This is a genomic window from Metabacillus endolithicus, from assembly GCF_023078335.1.
GTDB classification, from domain to species: Bacteria; Bacillota; Bacilli; order Bacillales; family Bacillaceae; genus Metabacillus; species Metabacillus endolithicus.
The window spans coordinates 4,677,860-4,697,444 of sequence record NZ_CP095550.1 but is presented as its reverse complement, the minus strand read 5'-3'; the positions used below and the strand labels follow the sequence as shown (position 1 = coordinate 4,697,444).

Sequence of the window (19,585 nt, the reverse complement as noted above, 5' to 3'; positions counted from 1 at the left end):
TTTAAACTACATCAATTAGAATACTATTTTTTTATATAGAATGCAAGGCTTATACCATCTTTTTATGAAAGAATTGTTCGGCAGCAGCCTTGTCTTTGGAAATTTGCTCAATGAGCTCATCAACATTATGGAACTTTTTCTCACTTCTTATACGTTTAAACCAAGAAACTGTAACTTTTTGACCATAAATTTCTCTATTAAAGTCAAAAATGTGAACTTCAATACTAGGTTTTAAAGACTGTTCGTTATTAAAAGTAGGCTTATAGCCAATATTACAAACTCCATCAAAGACAACAGAATCAATTTCTATTGAAACAGCATAAACACCAGTTGGAGGTATTAGATAATGCTCTTCAACCTCAACATTAGCAGTGGGAAAACCAATCGTTCGTCCACGTTTATCACCATGAACTACTACACCAGCAACTGAATGAGGTCTCCCTAAAAGTGTCTGTGCATACTCAACATCACCACTTTTAATAACCTCCCGAATCAGAGTCGAACTAACCTTCCGATCATGATCCGTTATTTTTTCCACAGTTGTGTGTAAAAACTGCTCTCTTGAATGAAATGGGATAGTTTCCATTGTTCCTTTACCCAGATGTCCATATGTAAAATCAAAACCTGCTACAACATGCTTAACATTTAACTTAATAATATAATCATCCACAAATTGTTGTGGTAATAAAGCAGCAAATTCCTTTGTAAATTCAACTACAAACAATAAATCTACATCAAGCTCTTGTATTAAATGTATTTTCTCTTCTAAGGGAGTAATATAATCAATATCTTCCTTCTTACGAAGAACAACAAGCGGGTGTGGGTGAAAGGTCATTACTGCACTTTTCATTCCTGTTCCTTCTGCTATTTCTTTCGCTTTTGTTATTACCTTTTGATGACCTTTATGTACTCCGTCAAAATAGCCTAGTGCCATGACCATTTCAGGAAAATCAAGCTGATTTAGATTATGTGGTTGAGACAATCTTATTACTTTCACGGTAGCTTCACCTATTTTCACTTTTTGCTGTATGATTTATTTTGGATAAGGTACTTCATCATACAACTTACGCTTCATTTAGCAGTACCTTTGTTGGTTTCATCATATTTATTTTAGTCGGATGCTTTGCATAGATAGCTAGACAGCGGTCGTCATCATCATAGACAACAATTGGAGCACCTACTTCGATGTCCTTAAATTCCGACGGTAATTCTAACACTGCACCATTTTTTACTTTCTCTGCTAGATTATCATGGATTTTCAGTTTCGGCAAATCATATAGTGCTTTGCCTATAGGCAGCAATTTGCTTTGCAGCTGGTCGTTTTCAATCGCACTTTCTATTTCTTCAAAAGTTAAACATTCTTCAATTCTAAAATTTCCGGATTTTGTTCTGATTAAATGTGACATATGTGCCGGATAGTCTAATTTCTCACCTATCATTACCGCTAATGTACGGACATAAGTACCTTTAGAACAAGTAACACGGAACCGGAACTTTGTGAGATTGCCTTCATTATGAACATCACCTAAAAGCACAAGCTCATTTATTGTAATGGTCCTGACTGGCCTTTCAACCTCTATACCAGCTCTTGCATACTCATAAAGTTTTTTTCCGTTAACCTTAATAGCAGAATACATGGGAGGAACTTGCTCAATTGTACCAACCATTGAATTCAATACAAGCTTAACTTTTTCCTCTGAAATAGGTGATTGAACACTTTGTTCTTTAACAATTTCACCAGATGCATCCTCAGTTGTTGTCGAAAAACCAATTGTTACCTCAGCTTCATACGTTTTTGTTGCAGCGGTTAAATATTCTACGATCTTAGTTGCTCTACCAAGACATATAGGGAGTACACCAGTTACATCTGGATCTAACGTGCCTGTATGACCGACTTTTCTTGTTTTTGCCAGTCTTCGCATTTTTGCGACACAATCATGAGATGTCATACCAGCAGGCTTATTTAGTAATAGAACACCTTCCATATTGTTCCTCCTCTAACATTTAATAAGTTTTTTGTGCAAACGTTAAATAGTTTGGAATAAATATATGCTTTAGTTAGGATCTCTAAAAAATAAAAGGGATAGACGAGGCGCCTATCCCTTAAAAAGGAGTTAATCCTCCTCTTTATTTTCAACATTTAACTCATGAAGAAGAGTTTCAATACGATTACCGTAGTCAATTGACTCATCAAATTCAAATTGAATCTCCGGTGTTTTTCTAAGACGAATTCGTTGTCCAATTTCAGACCTAATAAAACCTTTTGCTTTCGCTAAGCCTTTAAGAGTATTTTCTCTTTGTTCCTCATCTCCTAGAACGGATATGAACACCTTTGCAATCTGAAGATCTCCAGAAACACTTACATCAGTTACAGTAACAAAGCCAATACGCGGGTCTTTTATTTTACGACCGATAATATCGCCTAATTCTTTTTTCATTTGTTCTCCGACACGGTTTGCTCTTAAGCTCATGTCAATCACCTCTTCACTAAAACCATTCAAACGTTGTAACGGTTCTTTCTATTTCAGGAAACGAATCAATAAAGTTTAGGACATGATTCAATTCCTTTTCTGTTGAGACCTTTGAGGACGTAATGGCAACAATACCAAATTTTGTATGCTGCCATGTGTCCTGAAAATCAATTTCCGAAATAGAAACATTGTACTTTTGTTTGATTCTTGATAAAACTCGTTGTAAAACGGCTCGTTTTTCTTTTAATGACTGTGTATCGTAAATCATACATTCACAATCAACGTATCCGATCATTTACGTTCGATTTCCTCCATCACATACGCTTCAATAATGTCGCCTTCTTTTACATCATTGTAGTTTTTAATTGTGATTCCACATTCATAGTTTCGTGCAACTTCTTTTACATCATCTTTAAATCGTTTCAGTGTATCAATTTCACCTTCGAAAATAACAATACCATCTCGGATTAATCGGATACCACTGTCACGGGTAATTTTACCTTCCGTTACATAACAACCAGCAATTGTACCAATTTTAGAAACTTTGAAAGTTGTGCGCACTTCTACTTGACCGATTACTTTTTCTTCAAATTCAGGATCAAGCATTCCTTTCATTGCTGATTCAATTTCTTCAATTACTTTATAGATGATACGGTGTAAACGGATATCTACTTCTTCAACGTCAGCTGTTTTCTTAGCACCAGCATCAGGACGTACGTTAAAACCAATAACAATTGCATTAGAGGCTGCAGCTAAAATAATATCAGACTCCGTAATTGCCCCTACACCTGTATGGATAATTTTAACACGAACACCTTCGACATCAATTTTTTGTAAAGCAGCTGCTAAAGCTTCTACTGAACCTTGTACATCGGCTTTTACAATTAAATTGATATCTTTGATTTCGCCTTGCTTAATTTGTTCAAATAGATCATCCAGACTAAGCTTAGAGCCTTCACTTCTTTGTTCATCTAGCTTCTTCTGAGCTCTGGCTTCTCCAACTTGACGAGCAGATTTTTCATCTTCAAATACCATAAATTGATCTCCTGCATGTGGAACATCATTTAAGCCTGTTATCTCAACAGGAGTAGATGGAGCCGCTTCTTTTACACGTCTTCCAAGATCATTAACCATTGCACGAACACGGCCAAATGTATTCCCTACAACGATAGGATCACCCACGCGTAATGTACCATTTTGAACAAGAAGTGTTGCAACCGATCCACGACCTTTATCAAGTTGTGCCTCGATAACTGTTCCAGTTGCACGACGATTAGGGTTCGCTTTTAATTCTTCAACTTCGGTAACTAATAAAATCATTTCTAAAAGATCATCAATACCATCACCTGTTAGAGCAGAAACAGGTACAAAGATAGTATCTCCACCCCAAGCCTCTGGTACTAGTCCATGTTCTGTTAATTCTTGCATTACTCGATCTGGATTAGCTGTTGGTTTATCTACTTTATTAACAGCTACGATAATCGGTACTTCTGCTGCTTTTGCATGGTTAATGGCTTCTATTGTTTGTGGCATAACACCATCATCAGCAGCAACAACTAAAATCGTAATATCTGTAACCTGCGCTCCACGTGCACGCATTGTTGTAAATGCGGCGTGTCCAGGAGTATCAAGGAAGGTAATCTTTTGATCATTTGCAACAATTTGGTAGGCACCAATATGTTGCGTGATTCCTCCCGCTTCACCTTCTGTTACTTTTGTGTTTCGAATTGAATCAAGTAACGTTGTTTTACCATGGTCAACGTGACCCATGATAGTAACAACTGCCGGACGAATTTTCAGATCTTCTTGACGATCTTCTTCTTCGTATTTCTCAAATTCCGTTTTTTCAAATACGATTTCTTCCTCTACTTCAACGCCATATTCACCAGCAATAAGCTCAATTGAATCCTTGTCAAGCTCTTGATTGATTGTAGCCATTGTTCCTAGCATTAAAAGCTTTTTAATGATTTCAGAAGGCTCTTTTCCAAGTTCAGACGCCAATTCACCAACTGATAAGCTCCCTGAGAACGTAATTTTTTCAGGTAGTTCTTTTTTTGGCTTAGGTTGTTGTTGTTGTGCAGGTCCTTTGTTGTTGTTTCGTTTGTTATTATTGTTTTTCTTACCTTTATTGTTATTAAAAGGTTTGTTATTCGCATGATTTTGCTTTTTATTATCGCGATTTTGATTATTAGGAGCTTGCTTGTTAGTTGAAGGTTTTTGTTGTTCGTTATTTGTTTTGTTGTTTTGATTGCCTTTTGTATTATCCACTTGTTTCCCCGGTTTCTTTGAAGATTCATTATCTGCTTTTTCTTCATTATTACTTTTAAATTTTTGATCAAGCTTTGTAATAACATGATCTTCAATTGTTGACATATGGTTATTAACTTCAACATTCATTTCCTGTAACGTAGAAATAATGTCTTTGCTTGATACATTTGTTTGTTTTGCATATTCATATACTCTCATTTTTGTCATACGTTCACCCCCAAGAATATTAATCGAGCAAGGTTTTTAACTTTGCAGCAAAGCCTGCATCATTTATCGCTACAACAACTCTCGCTTCTTTACCAATTGCCTGACCTAACTGGTAGCGATCTTCAACCATTTTAAAGGGGACCTGATAAAACTTACATTTATCTGTTACCTTTTTCATTGTATTAGCGGATGCATCTTGTGAAAGAAGAACTAATTTAGCACGTTGTTGTCTTACTTCCTTAACAACAAGCTCTTCTCCAGAAATAACTTTTCGTGCTCGATTTGCTAAGCCCAATAAGGACGTCCATTGTTGCTGCTTACTCATCTATTTATTGCTTCTCCTTCTCAGCCAATTGAAGTAACTCTTCATAAACACCATCGTTAATATTTGTTTTTAAGTGATTGGCAAGAATATTTTTCTTTTTTGCTAAAAGAATGCATTCTTTATCAAGAGTAATATATGCACCTCGTCCATTTTTTTTACCGGTTAAGTCGACAGAAACATCGCCTTCCTTTGACCGGACAACTCGGACAAGTTCTTTTTTTGTCTTCATTTCTCCTGTTGCAACACATTTACGCAAAGGAATTTTACGATTGTTCATGTGATTTCACCTCTTATTCACTAAACTCAGGGTCTTGTACACTTGTTAAAAGCGGTTCATCATCAACATCAACTTCATCAATGTCTGCTTTTTGAACAGGATAAATACCAGCCTTTTCTGCATCTGTTTCACTCTTGATGTCAATCTTCCAGCCAGTTAATTTTGCAGCTAAGCGGGCATTTTGACCACGTTTACCAATTGCTAGCGATAGTTGGTAATCTGGAACAATGACAGTTGTTGCTTTTTCTTCTTCATCAACTAAGACCTCAACTACTTTTGAAGGACTAAGTGCATTTGCAACAAATTCAATTGGATCCTGCGACCATCTAACGATATCAATTTTTTCACCCTTTAATTCGTTAACAATTGCCTGTACACGCTGCCCCTTAGGTCCCACACATGACCCAACAGGATCTACTTCTGGATTATCAGAGTGAACGGAGATTTTTGAACGGTCTCCTGCTTCACGAGAAACTGATTTTATTTCAACTGTTCCATCATAGATTTCCGGAACCTCAATTTCAAATAACCTCTTAAGTAAACCTGGATGTGTTCGTGACACAAAAATTTGTGGGCCTTTTGTTGTTTTTTCAACTTTTGTAATAAAGACCTTAATTCGATCATGTGGACGATATGTTTCATTAGGCATTTGTTCACTAACTGGAAGTAATGCCTCAATTTTACCAAGGCTAACATAAATGAATTTCGAATCTATTCGTTGAACGATTCCTGTCATAATATCTTCTTCACGATCAATAAATTCACCGTATATAACACCACGCTCAGCCTCACGTACACGTTGTGTAACAACTTGCTTTGCTGTTTGTGCTGCAATTCTTCCGAAATCTTTAGGTGTTACTTCCATTTCAATAACATCATTAACCACATAGTTTGGGTTAATACTTTGAGCTTCACCAATTGATATTTCTAATCTAGGATCATAAACCTCATCAACTACATCTTTACGAGCAAACACTTTCATCGTACCTGTTTCGCGATTTAAATCTACTCGCACATTTTGAGCTTGATTGAAGTTTCGTTTATAGGCAGAAATTAGTGCCGCTTCAATTGCTTCAATAATTACTTCTTTACTAATGCCTTTTTCCTTCTCTAAAATTGTTAAGGCATCTAATAATTCACTACTCATTTTAACGGCTCCCCCTTAAAAAATAAGCTACATGGAAATGTGTTGTGTACCATTCTTATCATTAACGAGAGTTAACATAAAAGAATTTCACAATTTGTAAAACAGTCATTTGGAGATATTAGTTTAAAAGTTAGCTAAAAGATTACAGCTAATCTGGCTTTTGCCACTTTATTATACGGAATCTCAATTTGTTTTTTTCTAGTTTTAATGGTAACAGTAATGAAAAGAGTTTGACCGTCAAAATCAGTTAAAACACCTTCAAAAGCTTTTTCACCATTAATTGGTTCATATGTTTTGATATGAACTTGCTTACCGATTGCCTTCTTTATATCCGCTTCTTTTTTTAATGGTCTCTCAGCACCTGGTGAGGAAACCTCTAAAAAGTAATTATGCTGAATAGGATCTAAAGCATCTAGTTTTTCACTTAATCTTTCACTTACTACTCCACATTCTTCAATATCAATGCCTGTCTCAGAATCAATAAATAATCTTAGAAACCAATTAGAGCCTTCTTTAACATATTCAATATCAACTAATTCAAGGTTCATATCCTCTAAAATTGGTGTTACTAATTGTTCAACAATTTCTGTTACTTTTTTGCTCATTCTCTTCCTCCTTGTAAGAAAAGCGCAATGCTCCTGCCCTTTAGGCATCAAGCATAAGTCAATGGTGAAAATAAGTTATTTTTTAGATAATGAACTTTTTCTTCAAAATGAACATCCCCTCATCCAAGACTACACACGGAGCTAAGCGCTCTAGCTTAACCTGAACAGAAGCAGTTTGACACCTTTAGCTGTTGAAAAACCCTGCCTTTTGAGCAGGGAATGGTATGTAGTATAACTATCCGAATGACGAGGGCGATTACAATACGAAAGAGTGGGTGATTACCCCACTCTTTTCCTCTGCTTATCGTTAGCATTTCCACTAAAAGCATAACATAACCGTGTTTTTTATGCAAATTTATCCTTTGAAGGAATAAAAGATTAAAAAAGAAAAGAATCTTTAAAAAAGAGATAATTGGTTTTGATCTGGTAATTCATCCAAACAACCATGATTAGTAAGGTATTCGATAATTGTTTTAGACACCTTACCTCTTTGCTGTAAATCTTCTTTTGATAAAAACTCTCCTTCTCCTCTTGCTTTAACTATGTTAATTGCAGCATTCGTTCCAAAGCCTGGTATTGAATTAAAAGGTGGAATTAGTGTATTACCATCAATTAAAAACTCATCAGCACTAGAACGATAAAGATCTACCTTTTGGAATGAAAATCCTCTTTCACACATTTCTAAGGATAATTCTAAAACAGTAAGAAGGTTTTTCTCTTTTGGTGATGCATCTAAGCCTTTTAAGTTAATTTCATCTATTTTTGCTTTAATAGATGCTGACCCTTTAACCATTGTATCAATATCGAAATCATCTGCACGAACAGTAAAGTATGCAGCATAATATAATAGAGGTAGATGAACTTTGAAATAAGCAATACGTACCGCCATTAAAACATATGCAGCAGCATGGGCCTTAGGGAACATATATTTAATCTTTAAGCAAGAATCAATATACCAGCCGGCACTTCTTGTTTTTTCATTTCCTCCATCATCTCATCTGTTAAGCCTTTACCCTTACGAACAGATTCCATGATCTTAAATGCAAAAGAAGGCTCTAACCCTTGATAGATCAGGTATACCATAATATCATCACGACATCCGATTACTTCACTCAATGTACAAGTCTTATTGTGGATAAGCTCCTGTGCATTTCCAAGCCAAACGTCTGTACCATGCGATAGACCAGAAATTTGAACAAGCTCAGAAAAAGTAGTCGGTTTTGTATCTTCTAACATTTGGCGAACAAATCGTGTACCGAATTCAGGAATTCCAAGTGTTCCTGTTTTACACATAATTTGATCTTCTGTTACTCCTAATGATTCAGTTCCACTAAAGATCTTCATAACCTCTGGGTCATCGGTTGGAATTGTTTTAGGATCAATTCCACTTAAATCTTGTAGCATACGGATAACCGTTGGATCATCGTGTCCAAGAATATCAAGTTTTAATAAGTTATCGTGAATTGAATGGAAGTCAAAATGAGTAGTTCGCCATTCAGATCCAGTTGCATCAGCAGGAAATTGAATTGGTGAGAAATCAAAGATATCCATGTAGTCAGGTACTACGATAATACCACCCGGGTGCTGACCGGTTGTTCTTTTTACACCTGTACACCCTTGTACAAGACGGTCAACCTCTGCTCCTCTATAAATGATGTTACGGTCATTCGCATAACCTTTTACATATCCGTAAGCCGTCTTTTCTGCAACTGTACCTATTGTTCCTGCACGGAAAACATTATCTTCTCCGAACAACAACTTTGTATAGTTGTGTGCTGTAGGCTGATATTCACCGGAGAAATTCAAATCGATATCAGGAACTTTATCACCTTTAAATCCCAAGAACGTTTCAAAAGGTATATCATGTCCATCTTTCGTATACTGTGCTCCACACTTTGGACATTCTTTATTTGGCAAATCGAATCCAGATCCAACTGATCCATCATTAAAAAACTCAGAGTGTCTGCAATCAGGGCATACATAATGTGGCGGAAGAGGATTAACCTCTGTAATCTCCGTCATTGTCGCAACAAAAGAAGATCCTACAGAACCACGTGAACCTACAAGATATCCATCATCGAGAGATTTTTTTACAAGTTTATGTGAAATCAAGTATATAACAGCGAACCCATGTCCGATAATACTTTTTAATTCCTTTTCCAAACGTGCTTCAACAAGTTCCGGTAGATTTTCACCATAAATACTTCTCGCCATCGAATAACTCATTTCCCGTATTTCATCATCTGCACCTTCAATTTTTGGTGTATATAGATCATCTTTGATTGGTTTAACTTCTTCAATCATATCTGCTACTTTGTTTGTATTTTCTACTACAATTTCTTTCGCCTTTTCTGTGCCAAGAAATGAAAAAGCATTTAGCATTTCATCTGTTGTCCGAAAATGAACATCCGGTAGCTCATGGCGGTTTAATGGATTGGCTCCTCCTTGAGAATTAACCAATATTTTGCGATAAATTTTATCAACAGGATTAAGGTAATGGACATTACCCGTTGCCACGACTGGTTTATTTAATTTTTCACCAAGCTTCACAATATTCGTTACAATTTCCTGTAACGCATTATTATCTTTTATATAATCCAGTGTAATTAGGTGTTGATAAACTTCTAAAGGATGAACTTCTAAATAATCATAAAATGCAGCGATCTCCTCAACTTCCTCAGGTGATTTTTGCATCATTCCTTCAAAAACCTCTCCCTTATCACAGGCTGAGCCAATAATAAGACCTTCCCGGAGTTTATTAAGCTGTGAACGCGGAATTCGTGGAACCCGATAAAAATAGTTAATATGCGAGATTGAGACTAATTTAAATAGATTTTTTAACCCTGTTTCATTTTGAGCAAGAATCGTTGCATGATATGGACGAGAACGCTGGTAGGCATTTCCTTTTCCCATATTTTCATTAAATTGATCATGATATTCGATTTCTTGTTCAGCAGCATCTTTTAACATTTTAATAAGCAAGAATCCTGTTGCTTCCGCATCATAAATAGCACGGTGGTGCTGTGTTAACTCAATATCAAACTTTTTACAAAGAGTGTTCAATCGGTGGTTTTTCATTTCAGGATATAGAAATCTACCTAACTCTAATGTATCAATAACAGGATTTTTTGCTTTTTCCTCACCTAGAAGCTTTTTATACCCAACATTTAAAAAACCCATATCAAAGCTCGCGTTGTGCGCAACTAAAATGTCGTCCCCAATCCATTCTTTAAATTTCCTTAATACTACGTCTACATTAGGGGCATCCCTTACCATATCGTCCGTAATACCAGTTAAATCAATTGTTGTAGCTGATAGTGGATGGTGTGGGTTAGCAAAGGATTCAAAGCGATCAACAATTTCACCATCACGAATCTTAACAGCGGCAAGCTCAATAATAGTATCGTAAACTGCAGAAAGCCTGTTGTTTCTACATCAAACACAACATAGGTTTCATCCGACAATAAACGATGTTCAGAATTGTAGGCAATCGGGACTCCATCATCTACTAAGTTGACTTCAACACCAAACAATACTTTGATTCCATTCTTTTTCCCTGCAGAATATGCCTCCGGAAAAGATTGTGCAACAGCATGATCCGTTAGAGCTATCGCTTTATGACCCCATTTCTTTGCTTGCTCAATATATTTGCTTACTGAAGTGACAGCATCCATTTGACTCATCGGTGAATGTAAATGTAATTCGACTCGTTTTTCATCTTCAGGGGCAGTATCTTGTCTTTCTCTTGGTGTAACTTCATTGATATCATTTGCAATCATAACAAGATCTCGGACAAAGGTGTCATTTTGGATACTACCTCTTACTTTAAGCCACATACCTTTTTTTACAGCTTGTACCAATACTGCATCTTCTTTATCTCTCGCAAACATTTTTACTAGTATCGAGCTTGTATAATCAGTAATTTTAAATGTTAATAATATTCTTCCACTTCGTAATTCTCTTGTTTCAGCATCAAAAACATACCCTTGTAATGCTACTCTTCTTTCTTCATCCTCAATGGAAGCCATTGTACGAATTTCTTCATCATCTTTTATTGTATAACCGATTGTTAATGGGCCGGAAAGTTCAGGCTGAATTGAATCCTCTTTTTCTGCATTTTCCATGTCGGTTAACGCTTGGAAACCTCTTGCTTTATCTTCTTGAAGCTTTTGCTCTTGAAATTGTTTAATTTCTTCTTCTGTTACTGCTACTGTTGTATCCATTTGAAAAGTTGGAAAGCCAAAATGCTGAAAGCTTTCTTGAATAAGAGAAGCATATTTTCTTTTTATTGTCATTGCTTCTGTATCGTTTTTTGTTTTTACGACTACCTTTAGCCCTTGGAGGGTTGGCTTCTGCTCATTTAGTAGAGCAAGCATCGGAGGTGAAATACCATCCATCTCTTGAATACAAATTGACCAATAATCTTGTACTAACTTTTCATCAAAAGCTTGGTCTCTTGCTTCAAATGTAAAAGATACATCTGCAATATGTGAAAAAGCCTTTGATAGTTTTGTTTTAAATAAATGGTACACATCAAAGGGTAGAATCTTATCAAATTGAAAATGAAAATGCCATTTTTTCAATTGCTTATGAACGGTTAATCTAGCAATCGAACCGTTTTTAAAATGAACAACGGCTGCATCTTCTGTTAAATTTATTTGCTGGAGCAGGAGTTGAAATCGCTCAATTTGGTTGTTTAACATGTCCATGACCTATATATCCCCTCTCCCAGAATCATGAATATTATTTTTTTCACAATTGAAGAGGCTGCCCCATTATTAGACAATTCAAAAGAAAATTGTCTAATAATGGGGCAGCCTCTTCTTCTCATTTTATTATTTTAACATGGTTTTGTCTTTGCAGTAACAATTTTTTAGTTACCAAGTATTTGTTTTACTTTACCTTCCAGCTCATCAACTGAAACTTCAAAAGACTCACCTGTTTTACGTATTTTAACTTCTACAATTCCTTCTTCAGCTCTTTTACCAACTGTTACACGAACTGGTAAGCCAATTAAATCGGAATCAGCAAATTTAACCCCTGCTCTTTCTTGACGATCATCAAGAAGAACTTCATAACCAAGGTCAGTAAATATATTGTACAGCTTTTCACCTAATTCTTTTTGAGCATCATTTTTTACATTAATAGGAATCATATGAAGTTGAAATGGTGCTAACGCTTCAGGCCAAACAATTCCATTTTCGTCATTATTCTGCTCGATAACAGCTGCTAATGTTCTAGAGACTCCAATGCCATAGCAATCATTATCATTGGTTGCGTTCGGCCATTTTCATCAAGGAATGTAGCATTCATCGCTTCACTATATCTTGTTCCCAATTTAAAAACATGACCAACTTCTATACCTTTTGCAAATTTAATCATGCCTTCACCATCAGGAGAAAGATCACCTTCTTGTATAAAACGTAAATCAGCATATTGAGTAACTGCTGCATCTCGTTCTAAATTAACTCCTGTATAGTGGAATGCTTCTTCATTAGCACCGCATACTCCGTTTACTATAACTGCAACTGCATGGTCTGCAATGACTTCTACATCCTCTGAAACATGAATTGGACCTACATAACCAGGAACACAATTTAATGCTTCTTTTGTTTCCTCTGCTGTTGCTAATTCAACTACTGAAGCAGAATATAAGTTTTTCACTTTAATATCATTTACTTCGTGGTCTCCACGAACAAGAACGAGCACAAACTTTTCATCTACTTTAAATAGAACTGACTTGATACAATTTTCTTTTGAGATATTTAAAAATGAAGATATTTCTTCTATTGTTTTTTGATTTGGTGTTTCTATTTTTTCTAATGACTGCTGCTCTTCCGAACTCTTTTCATACGTTGAAATAACCGGTGCCATTTCAATGTTTGCTGCATATTGAGATGTATCTGAATATGCAATTGTGTCTTCACCAATCTCTGAAAGAACCATAAATTCGTGAGTGTCGGTTCCACCCATCGCACCTGAGTCTGCAATAACAGCTCTAAAATCTAAGCCACAGCGTGTGAAGATATTTTGATAAGCTGTAAACATTTTATTATAAACCTCATCCAAGCTCTCGTTTGTTGCGTGAAAGGTATATGCATCTTTCATAATGAATTCACGTCCTCGTAAAACACCAAATCTTGGACGTTTCTCATCGCGGAATTTAGTTTGAATTTGGTACAAACCAAGTGGGAGACGTTTGTATGACTTCACTTCATCACGAACAAGGCTTGTAATCATTTCTTCATGTGTTGCTCCTAGAGCAAATTCACGGTTATGACGATCCTTTAATCTCATTAATTCAGGGCCATAGGAATACCAACGACCTGATTCTTGCCAAAGTTCACTCTGCTGCAATGCAGGCATTAATAACTCTGAAGCTCCAGCTTTATTCATTTCCTCACGAACAATTTGTTCAATTTTCTTTAGTACTTTTTGTGCTAAAGGTAAGTAGCTATACACGCCACTTGTATTTTGTCTAATAAATCCAGCTCGTAGCATTAGCTGATGGCTTTTGACTTCAGCATCAGCTGGAACTTCTCTAAGAGTAGGAATAAACGTCATACTTTGTTTCATTTACGAGCACCTCTATTTTAATTAAACTTCTTTACAGAAATAAGCGTTGAATGTCGTTCCATGTAACAACAAGCATTAAGAGCATAAGTAAAGAAAAACCAATAAAATGAACAATACCTTCCTTTTGGCGATCAATTGGCTTTCCTCTTAATGCCTCAATGAATAAAAATAATAAGCGACCACCATCTAAAGCTGGGATCGGCAACAAGTTAACTATTCCTAGATTAATACTTAGTAGTGCTGCCCATCTTAATAAATTAGTTGTCCCAGACTCGGCAACTTGATCTGTCATGTCATAAATACCAACCGGACCTGACAGCATATCAATTGAGAATTGTCCTGTCACAAGCTTTCCAAACCCGATTAAAATTTCTTTCGTCCACGTATACGTTTCAACAAAACCATATTTTAACGAACTTCCGAATGACTTATCAACAGGATTATATGCACCAATCCGTCCAATGACAGTTTCACCAACCTTTGTTGCTGCAGGCACCACTTCTAAGCTTAACATTTCGCCATTACGTTCTACTTCAAATGTTAATTCTTTATCCGGATTTTCTTGAATGATTGATACTACTTCACCCCAAGAAGATGTTGATTCACCTTCAATAGAATGAATTTCATCTCCCTCTTGTAACCCCGCCTCATTTGCAGCACCATCAGAAGTCAATTTCCCTAATCTTGGTTCATCAACTGGTGCACCTTGAATAAAACCTAGGGAAACTAAAATAACAAAAGCAAGAAGAAAATTCATAAACGGACCTGCAAAAATAGCAGCAATCCTTTGACCTACAGTTTTTGATTGGAACTGTCGATTATAAGGAGCAATTTGTGTTTCTTGACCATCTACAATAAAATAAGATGTTTCACTCACATCGAATCTTTTAATAAAATCCTCTTCTCCGTGTTCATAGCCTGAGATAAACATGTTATGCTCAAGATCAACATTTTCTACCTCTATAACACGTGCTTGAGGGTATTTTTCTTTATTGTTAAGAATGATCTTTTCAACTTTGTCTTCCTTGTTAAATAATAATCCTACATTGTGTCCAGGTTTAACCTCGATAACCTCAGGATCTTCCCCAGCCATTCGTACGAATCCCCCAATAGGAAGGAGTCGAATTGTATACACTGTTTCATTCTTTTTAAATGATAAAATTTTCGGACCAAACCCTATAGCGAATTCGCGGCAAAGTATCCCAGCTCTATTTGCTAACATTAAATGACCTAGCTCATGAAAAAATACTAGAGCACCGAAAATAAGGACAAACGCTATCACTGTATTCATTTTGAATGACCACCTTTATGAGATTAATGTTTGTACAAAATTTCGCGTTAGTTGATCAACTTCTTGAATTTGCTCCAAATCTGGATGCGCGATGCTCTTATGCTTATCCATAGCTCTTTCAATTAAGTCTTCAATTTGAAGGAACTTTATCTTACCCTTCAAAAAAGCTTCAACTGCTTCTTCATTTGCAGCATTTAGTACAGTTGGCATTGTCCCACCTATTTTACCTGAATCAAAAGCATATTGTAAGCATTTGTACCTATTAAAGTTGATTTTTTCAAAATGAAGTTTCCCATGTTCCCACAATTCAAGTCTTTTAGCATTTTCAAGCGGAAGTCTGTCTGGATAAGTTAATGCATATTGAATAGGAACTCTCATATCTGGTGTTCCTAACTGAGCAATCACACTACGATCGTGGAATTCCACTAAAGAATGTATAATACTTTCTTTATGTAACAGTACATCGATTTTTTGATAAGGAATATTAAATAACCAATGTGCCTCAATCACCTCGAGCCCCTTGTTCATCATTGTTGCAGAATCGATTGTAATTTTGGCACCCATTGACCAATTTGGATGATTTAAAGCCTGCTCTACTGTAACGTTGGTCAATTCTTCTCTCGTTTTATCCCGAAAACTCCCACCAGATGCAGTTATGATTAGACGTTTTATATTTTTTGATTTTTCACCTTGTAAACATTGAAAAATCGCAGAATGTTCACTATCAACTGGTAACAAGTCAACTTCGTGTTTCCTTGCATATTCTGTTACTAGGTGACCGGCTGTTACGAGTGTTTCTTTATTAGCAATTGCAATTGTAATTTTGTTTTCAATTGCTTTTAACGTTGGAACAAGCCTACTACACTACCAACAACTGCATTAACTAAACAATCAACATCATCAAATATAGCCGCCTCTATTAATGCTTCTTGTCCGTAACCGATTTTTATTTTATCGATTTCAAGCTCAAGTTTCAATTTTTCATATGTTTCTTTATCTTGAACCGCAACAAATCGAGGGTTGAATTTTCTAATGATTTCAATTCCCGATTTTATATTTCTTCCAAAAGACATGGAAACTAGCTCAAACTCATCAGGGTGTGCTTCTATTACTGATAAAGTTTGGATTCCTATCGAACCAGTAGCTCCAAGTAAACTTATTTTCTTCACAAAGTCACTTCCAATCAAAAAGAAATGCGTATTACTAATATCCATCACATTAATGTTATGGACTTAAACATTTTTAAAAAAGAATATTTAAAAAGTGAAGTAGAGGTAATACAAATAATAGACTATCGAATCGATCTAAAATACCACCATGGCCCGGAAGAATTGAACCAGAATCCTTTACTTGATAATGGCGTTTGAATGCAGATTCAACCAAGTCTCCAATTTGTCCAAAAACAGAGAGAAAGATTGTCATAACCGTAATGATAAGGAAAGAATCTAAAACTCCAGTAAACATGTGGTACACCCAAGCGAAAATAACAGCAAATAAAACTCCACCCACTGCCCCTTCTACTGTTTTATTCGGACTTATTTCGGGCCAAAGCTTGTTTTTCCCCATTGCCCGACCGACAAAATAAGCTCCTGAATCAGTTACCCATATTAAAAATAATGCGTAAAATACTTCTGCCAAGCCAGAATGCCTTGTTTCAATAAAAAAGTAAAAACCGATCCCAAGATAAAATACAGAAATTACAACAAAACCAACATCATCAAATGTAAACTTATTTTTCGTAATAACCGTGTAAGTTAACAAAAATAACAAAGCTAGTAATGCTAATTCAGCCTTAGAAAAATTTATATCGTTTAATATTGTTATATAAGAATTTGGAATTAATAGAACCCATAAAATTAATAAGCTAATTAATCCAGGAAAACTTACTAACGATATTTTTTTCATTCTTAACAATTCATACAATCCAATTGATGCTAGTAAATAAACAAATATTGTAAACGGAAGATTTCCGTATATAACAAATGGAAGAAAAACTGCTGCAGCTAATATTGCAGTAAGAATTCGTTGTTTCATTTAAAATTTCATCACCTTTATACGCCACCAAATCTGCGTCCTCTTTGTTGATATGTGTGTATTGCTTGTAAAAAACATTGTTCATTAAAATCAGGCCACAATACTTCAGTGAACCAAAATTCTGTATAGGCTAGTTGCCATAACATAAAATTGCTTAAACGGATTTCACCACTAGTACGTATTAATAGGTCAGGATCATCTAGTGATTGAGACATTAAATAATTGGAGAAAAGCGATTCATCAATTGAATTACCGTTTATTTTACCACTATCAATATCTTTAGCAATCTGTTGAACTGCAGTAATAATTTCAGCACGACTGCCATAATTCAATGCAAAATTTAAAACAAGACCATCGTTATCACTTGTCTCATTTATAGCCTTTTCAACAGCACTTAATGTATGCACAGGGAGTCTGTTTTTATCCCCCATAATGCGAACCTGTACATTTTCCTCAATAAGCTCAGGTAAATAAGTATTTAAAAATTCTTCAGGTAACTTCATTAAATAATCTACTTCTACCTTAGGGCGTTTCCAGTTTTCAGTTGAAAAAGCATACAAAGTAAGAGTTTTAACACCAAGTGAATTAGCCTGTTTCGTTATCTTTCTGACAACTTTCATGCCCTCATGATGTCCTGCTATCCGAGGTAAGGCACGTTTTTTTGCCCACCTTCCATTTCCATCCATAATAATGGCAATATGTTTTGGAATTTCTCCCTTTAAAATGTCCTCTTTACTTAACGTTTGTTCATTGGAAGGCCGAGGGTTTCCTTTCCATTTCTTTAATATGTTGAGCATGTGATTCCTCCATCACCCAATAATTCATGATCTCTTTCTACCATGATGACGTTAAACTATAAGAAAAACGTAAACGCCTTGCTCAATTTCACAAGCATAAGAAACAAATGAATAGAAGAGGCTCTTTGTCTTCAATTCATTTGTGGCTTATGACCTCAAGAGGCTAGGCGCTTCATCTAGACACCAATATTAAGTAAAGATATCATATTCTCTTATCTTTAACAAAAAAACCCCCTGTAAACATTAGAGGGTCTTTCCATTCCTATTGTACAGATTTTCCACTTAAACTTCCATGATTTCTTTTTCTTTATCTTTTGCAACTTGATCAACTTTCACAATATAATCATCTGTTAACTTTTGTACTTCTTCAGTGTTGCCACGTAATTCATCTTCAGTAATATCCCCGTTTTTTTCCAATTTCTTCAGGTCGTCATTACCATCACGTCTAATATTACGCACTGCAACTTTTGCTTCTTCTGCATATTTTTTAACTAACTTAACAAGTTCCTTACGTCTTTCCTCTGTTAGAGCAGGAATAGAAAGTCGAATAAGAGAACCATCATTTGAAGGTGTTAAACCCAAGTCAGATTTTAAAATAGCCTTTTCGATATCACCTAAAACAGTTTTATCATAAGGTTGGATAACTAAAAGTCTTGCTTCTGGCACACTAATAGATGCAAGTTGATTAACAGGTGTTGGAGCCCCATAATAGTCAACTGAAATTTTGTCTAATAAGTTTGCACTAGCACGTCCAGCTCTTACTGAAGCTAATTCACGAGTTAAAGAAGCAACAGCTTTTTCCATTTTTTCTTTTGTGTTTGCTAAAATTTGTTTAGCCAAGATTATTTCCCCCTTACAATTGTTCCAATATTTTCGCCAATCACGGCACGCTTAATATTACCTTCTTCCATAATTGAGAAGACAATTAATGGGATATCATTATCCATGCATAAAGAAGACGCAGTTGAATCCATTACAGCAAGACCTTCTTTAAGTACATCTAAGTATGAAAGAGTTTCATATTTAACAGCATCTTTGTCAATTCTAGGGTCGGCGTTATAAACACCATCCACATTGTTTTTCGCCATAAGAATAACATCTGCTTCAATTTCTGCAGCACGTAATGCCGCAGTCGTATCTGTAGAGAAATATGGATTTCCGGTACCAGCAGCAAAGATCACAACGCGTTTCTTTTCAAGGTGACGAATTGCTTTTCTTCTTATGTATGGCTCCGCAACCTGTCTCATTTCAATAGATGTTTGAACACGTGTTTGAATTCCTTGTGTTTCAAGGCTATCTTGTAAAGCAAGTGAGTTCATGACAGTTGCAAGCATTCCCATGTAGTCGGCGGTTGCACGGTCCATTCCCATTTCACTACCGATTTTACCGCGCCAAATGTTTCCGCCTCCAACGACAACAGCTACCTCAACATCTAGTTCAGCAATTTCCTTCACTTGTTTAGCAATTGACTGAATAACTGAAGGGTTAATTCCAAATCCATTATCACCCGCAAGTGCTTCACCACTTAATTTTAGTACAATACGTTGATATTTAGGTTTACTCATGATTACCTCCAACTCTCTGTTC

General features: G+C 35.8%; 14 protein-coding genes and 3 pseudogenes. All 17 read right to left on the bottom strand.

Features of this window, described 5'->3' with window-relative positions; all coding sequences use genetic code 11:
- Positions 1–49: 49 nt before the first annotated feature.
- The 17 genes and pseudogenes from ribF to pyrH all read right to left on the bottom strand — a co-directional run bounded on the left by ribF (position 50) and on the right by pyrH (position 19,563).
- The gene (gene ribF / locus MVE64_RS23820; protein WP_247341736.1) at positions 50–997 is read right to left on the bottom strand and encodes a bifunctional riboflavin kinase/FAD synthetase; all 948 of its coding nucleotides are present in this window, start codon (positions 995–997) and stop codon (positions 50–52) included.
- 67 nt (positions 998–1,064) lie between these two features.
- Complete coding sequence (gene truB / locus MVE64_RS23815; RefSeq protein ID WP_247341733.1) at positions 1,065–1,985, bottom strand: tRNA pseudouridine(55) synthase TruB; 921 nt, start codon at positions 1,983–1,985, stop codon at positions 1,065–1,067.
- 129 nt (positions 1,986–2,114) lie between these two features.
- A complete protein-coding gene (rbfA, locus tag MVE64_RS23810) occupies positions 2,115–2,471 on the bottom strand; it encodes a 30S ribosome-binding factor RbfA (protein WP_212134585.1) in 357 nt (118 codons plus the stop codon).
- Between the two features lie 16 nt (positions 2,472–2,487).
- Positions 2,488–2,766, bottom strand: a complete 279-nt coding sequence (locus tag MVE64_RS23805; RefSeq protein WP_247341730.1) for a DUF503 domain-containing protein — start codon at positions 2,764–2,766, stop codon at positions 2,488–2,490.
- Entirely contained in the window at positions 2,763–4,946 is a 2,184-nt protein-coding gene (infB, locus tag MVE64_RS23800; protein WP_247341728.1) for a translation initiation factor IF-2, read from the bottom strand. Before infB ends, MVE64_RS23805 begins: the two co-directional genes overlap by 4 nt.
- A 19-nt stretch (positions 4,947–4,965) precedes the next feature.
- Complete coding sequence (locus tag MVE64_RS23795) at positions 4,966–5,271, bottom strand: YlxQ family RNA-binding protein (RefSeq protein ID WP_098796333.1); 306 nt, start codon at positions 5,269–5,271, stop codon at positions 4,966–4,968.
- Positions 5,272–5,275: 4 nt separating this feature from the next.
- Positions 5,276–5,548, bottom strand: coding sequence for an RNase P modulator RnpM (rnpM, locus tag MVE64_RS23790; RefSeq protein WP_212134579.1), 273 nt, complete (start codon positions 5,546–5,548; stop codon positions 5,276–5,278).
- 13 nt (positions 5,549–5,561) lie between these two features.
- Positions 5,562–6,695: a transcription termination factor NusA gene (gene nusA / locus MVE64_RS23785; protein ID WP_212134577.1), complete on the bottom strand. Its 1,134-nt coding sequence runs from the start codon at positions 6,693–6,695 to the stop codon at positions 5,562–5,564.
- A 134-nt stretch (positions 6,696–6,829) separates the two neighbouring features.
- Positions 6,830–7,300, bottom strand: a complete 471-nt coding sequence (rimP, locus tag MVE64_RS23780; protein ID WP_212134575.1) for a ribosome maturation factor RimP — start codon at positions 7,298–7,300, stop codon at positions 6,830–6,832.
- A gap of 397 nt (positions 7,301–7,697) precedes the next feature.
- A pseudogene (locus MVE64_RS23775) lies at positions 7,698–12,009 on the bottom strand (PolC-type DNA polymerase III).
- Positions 12,010–12,173: 164 nt separating this feature from the next.
- Positions 12,174–13,876, bottom strand: a pseudogene (locus tag MVE64_RS23770) (proline--tRNA ligase).
- Positions 13,877–13,907: 31 nt separating this feature from the next.
- Positions 13,908–15,167, bottom strand: coding sequence for an RIP metalloprotease RseP (gene rseP / locus MVE64_RS23765; protein WP_247341725.1), 1,260 nt, complete (start codon positions 15,165–15,167; stop codon positions 13,908–13,910).
- A 15-nt stretch (positions 15,168–15,182) separates the two neighbouring features.
- A pseudogene (gene dxr, locus MVE64_RS23760) lies at positions 15,183–16,336 on the bottom strand (1-deoxy-D-xylulose-5-phosphate reductoisomerase).
- A gap of 73 nt (positions 16,337–16,409) precedes the next feature.
- Positions 16,410–17,201 carry a phosphatidate cytidylyltransferase gene (locus tag MVE64_RS23755; RefSeq protein ID WP_247341723.1) on the bottom strand — a complete coding sequence of 264 codons (792 nt, stop codon included), beginning with the start codon at positions 17,199–17,201 and terminating at the stop codon, positions 16,410–16,412.
- A 17-nt stretch (positions 17,202–17,218) separates the two neighbouring features.
- Positions 17,219–17,998: an undecaprenyl pyrophosphate synthase gene (uppS, locus tag MVE64_RS23750; protein WP_247341720.1), complete on the bottom strand. Its 780-nt coding sequence runs from the start codon at positions 17,996–17,998 to the stop codon at positions 17,219–17,221.
- A 282-nt stretch (positions 17,999–18,280) separates the two neighbouring features.
- On the bottom strand, positions 18,281–18,802 hold the full coding sequence (frr, locus tag MVE64_RS23745; RefSeq protein WP_373995113.1) for a ribosome recycling factor: 522 nt from the start codon (positions 18,800–18,802) through the stop codon (positions 18,281–18,283).
- Positions 18,803–18,840: 38 nt separating this feature from the next.
- On the bottom strand, positions 18,841–19,563 hold the full coding sequence (pyrH, locus tag MVE64_RS23740; protein WP_098796322.1) for a UMP kinase: 723 nt from the start codon (positions 19,561–19,563) through the stop codon (positions 18,841–18,843).
- Positions 19,564–19,585: the final 22 nt, after the last annotated feature.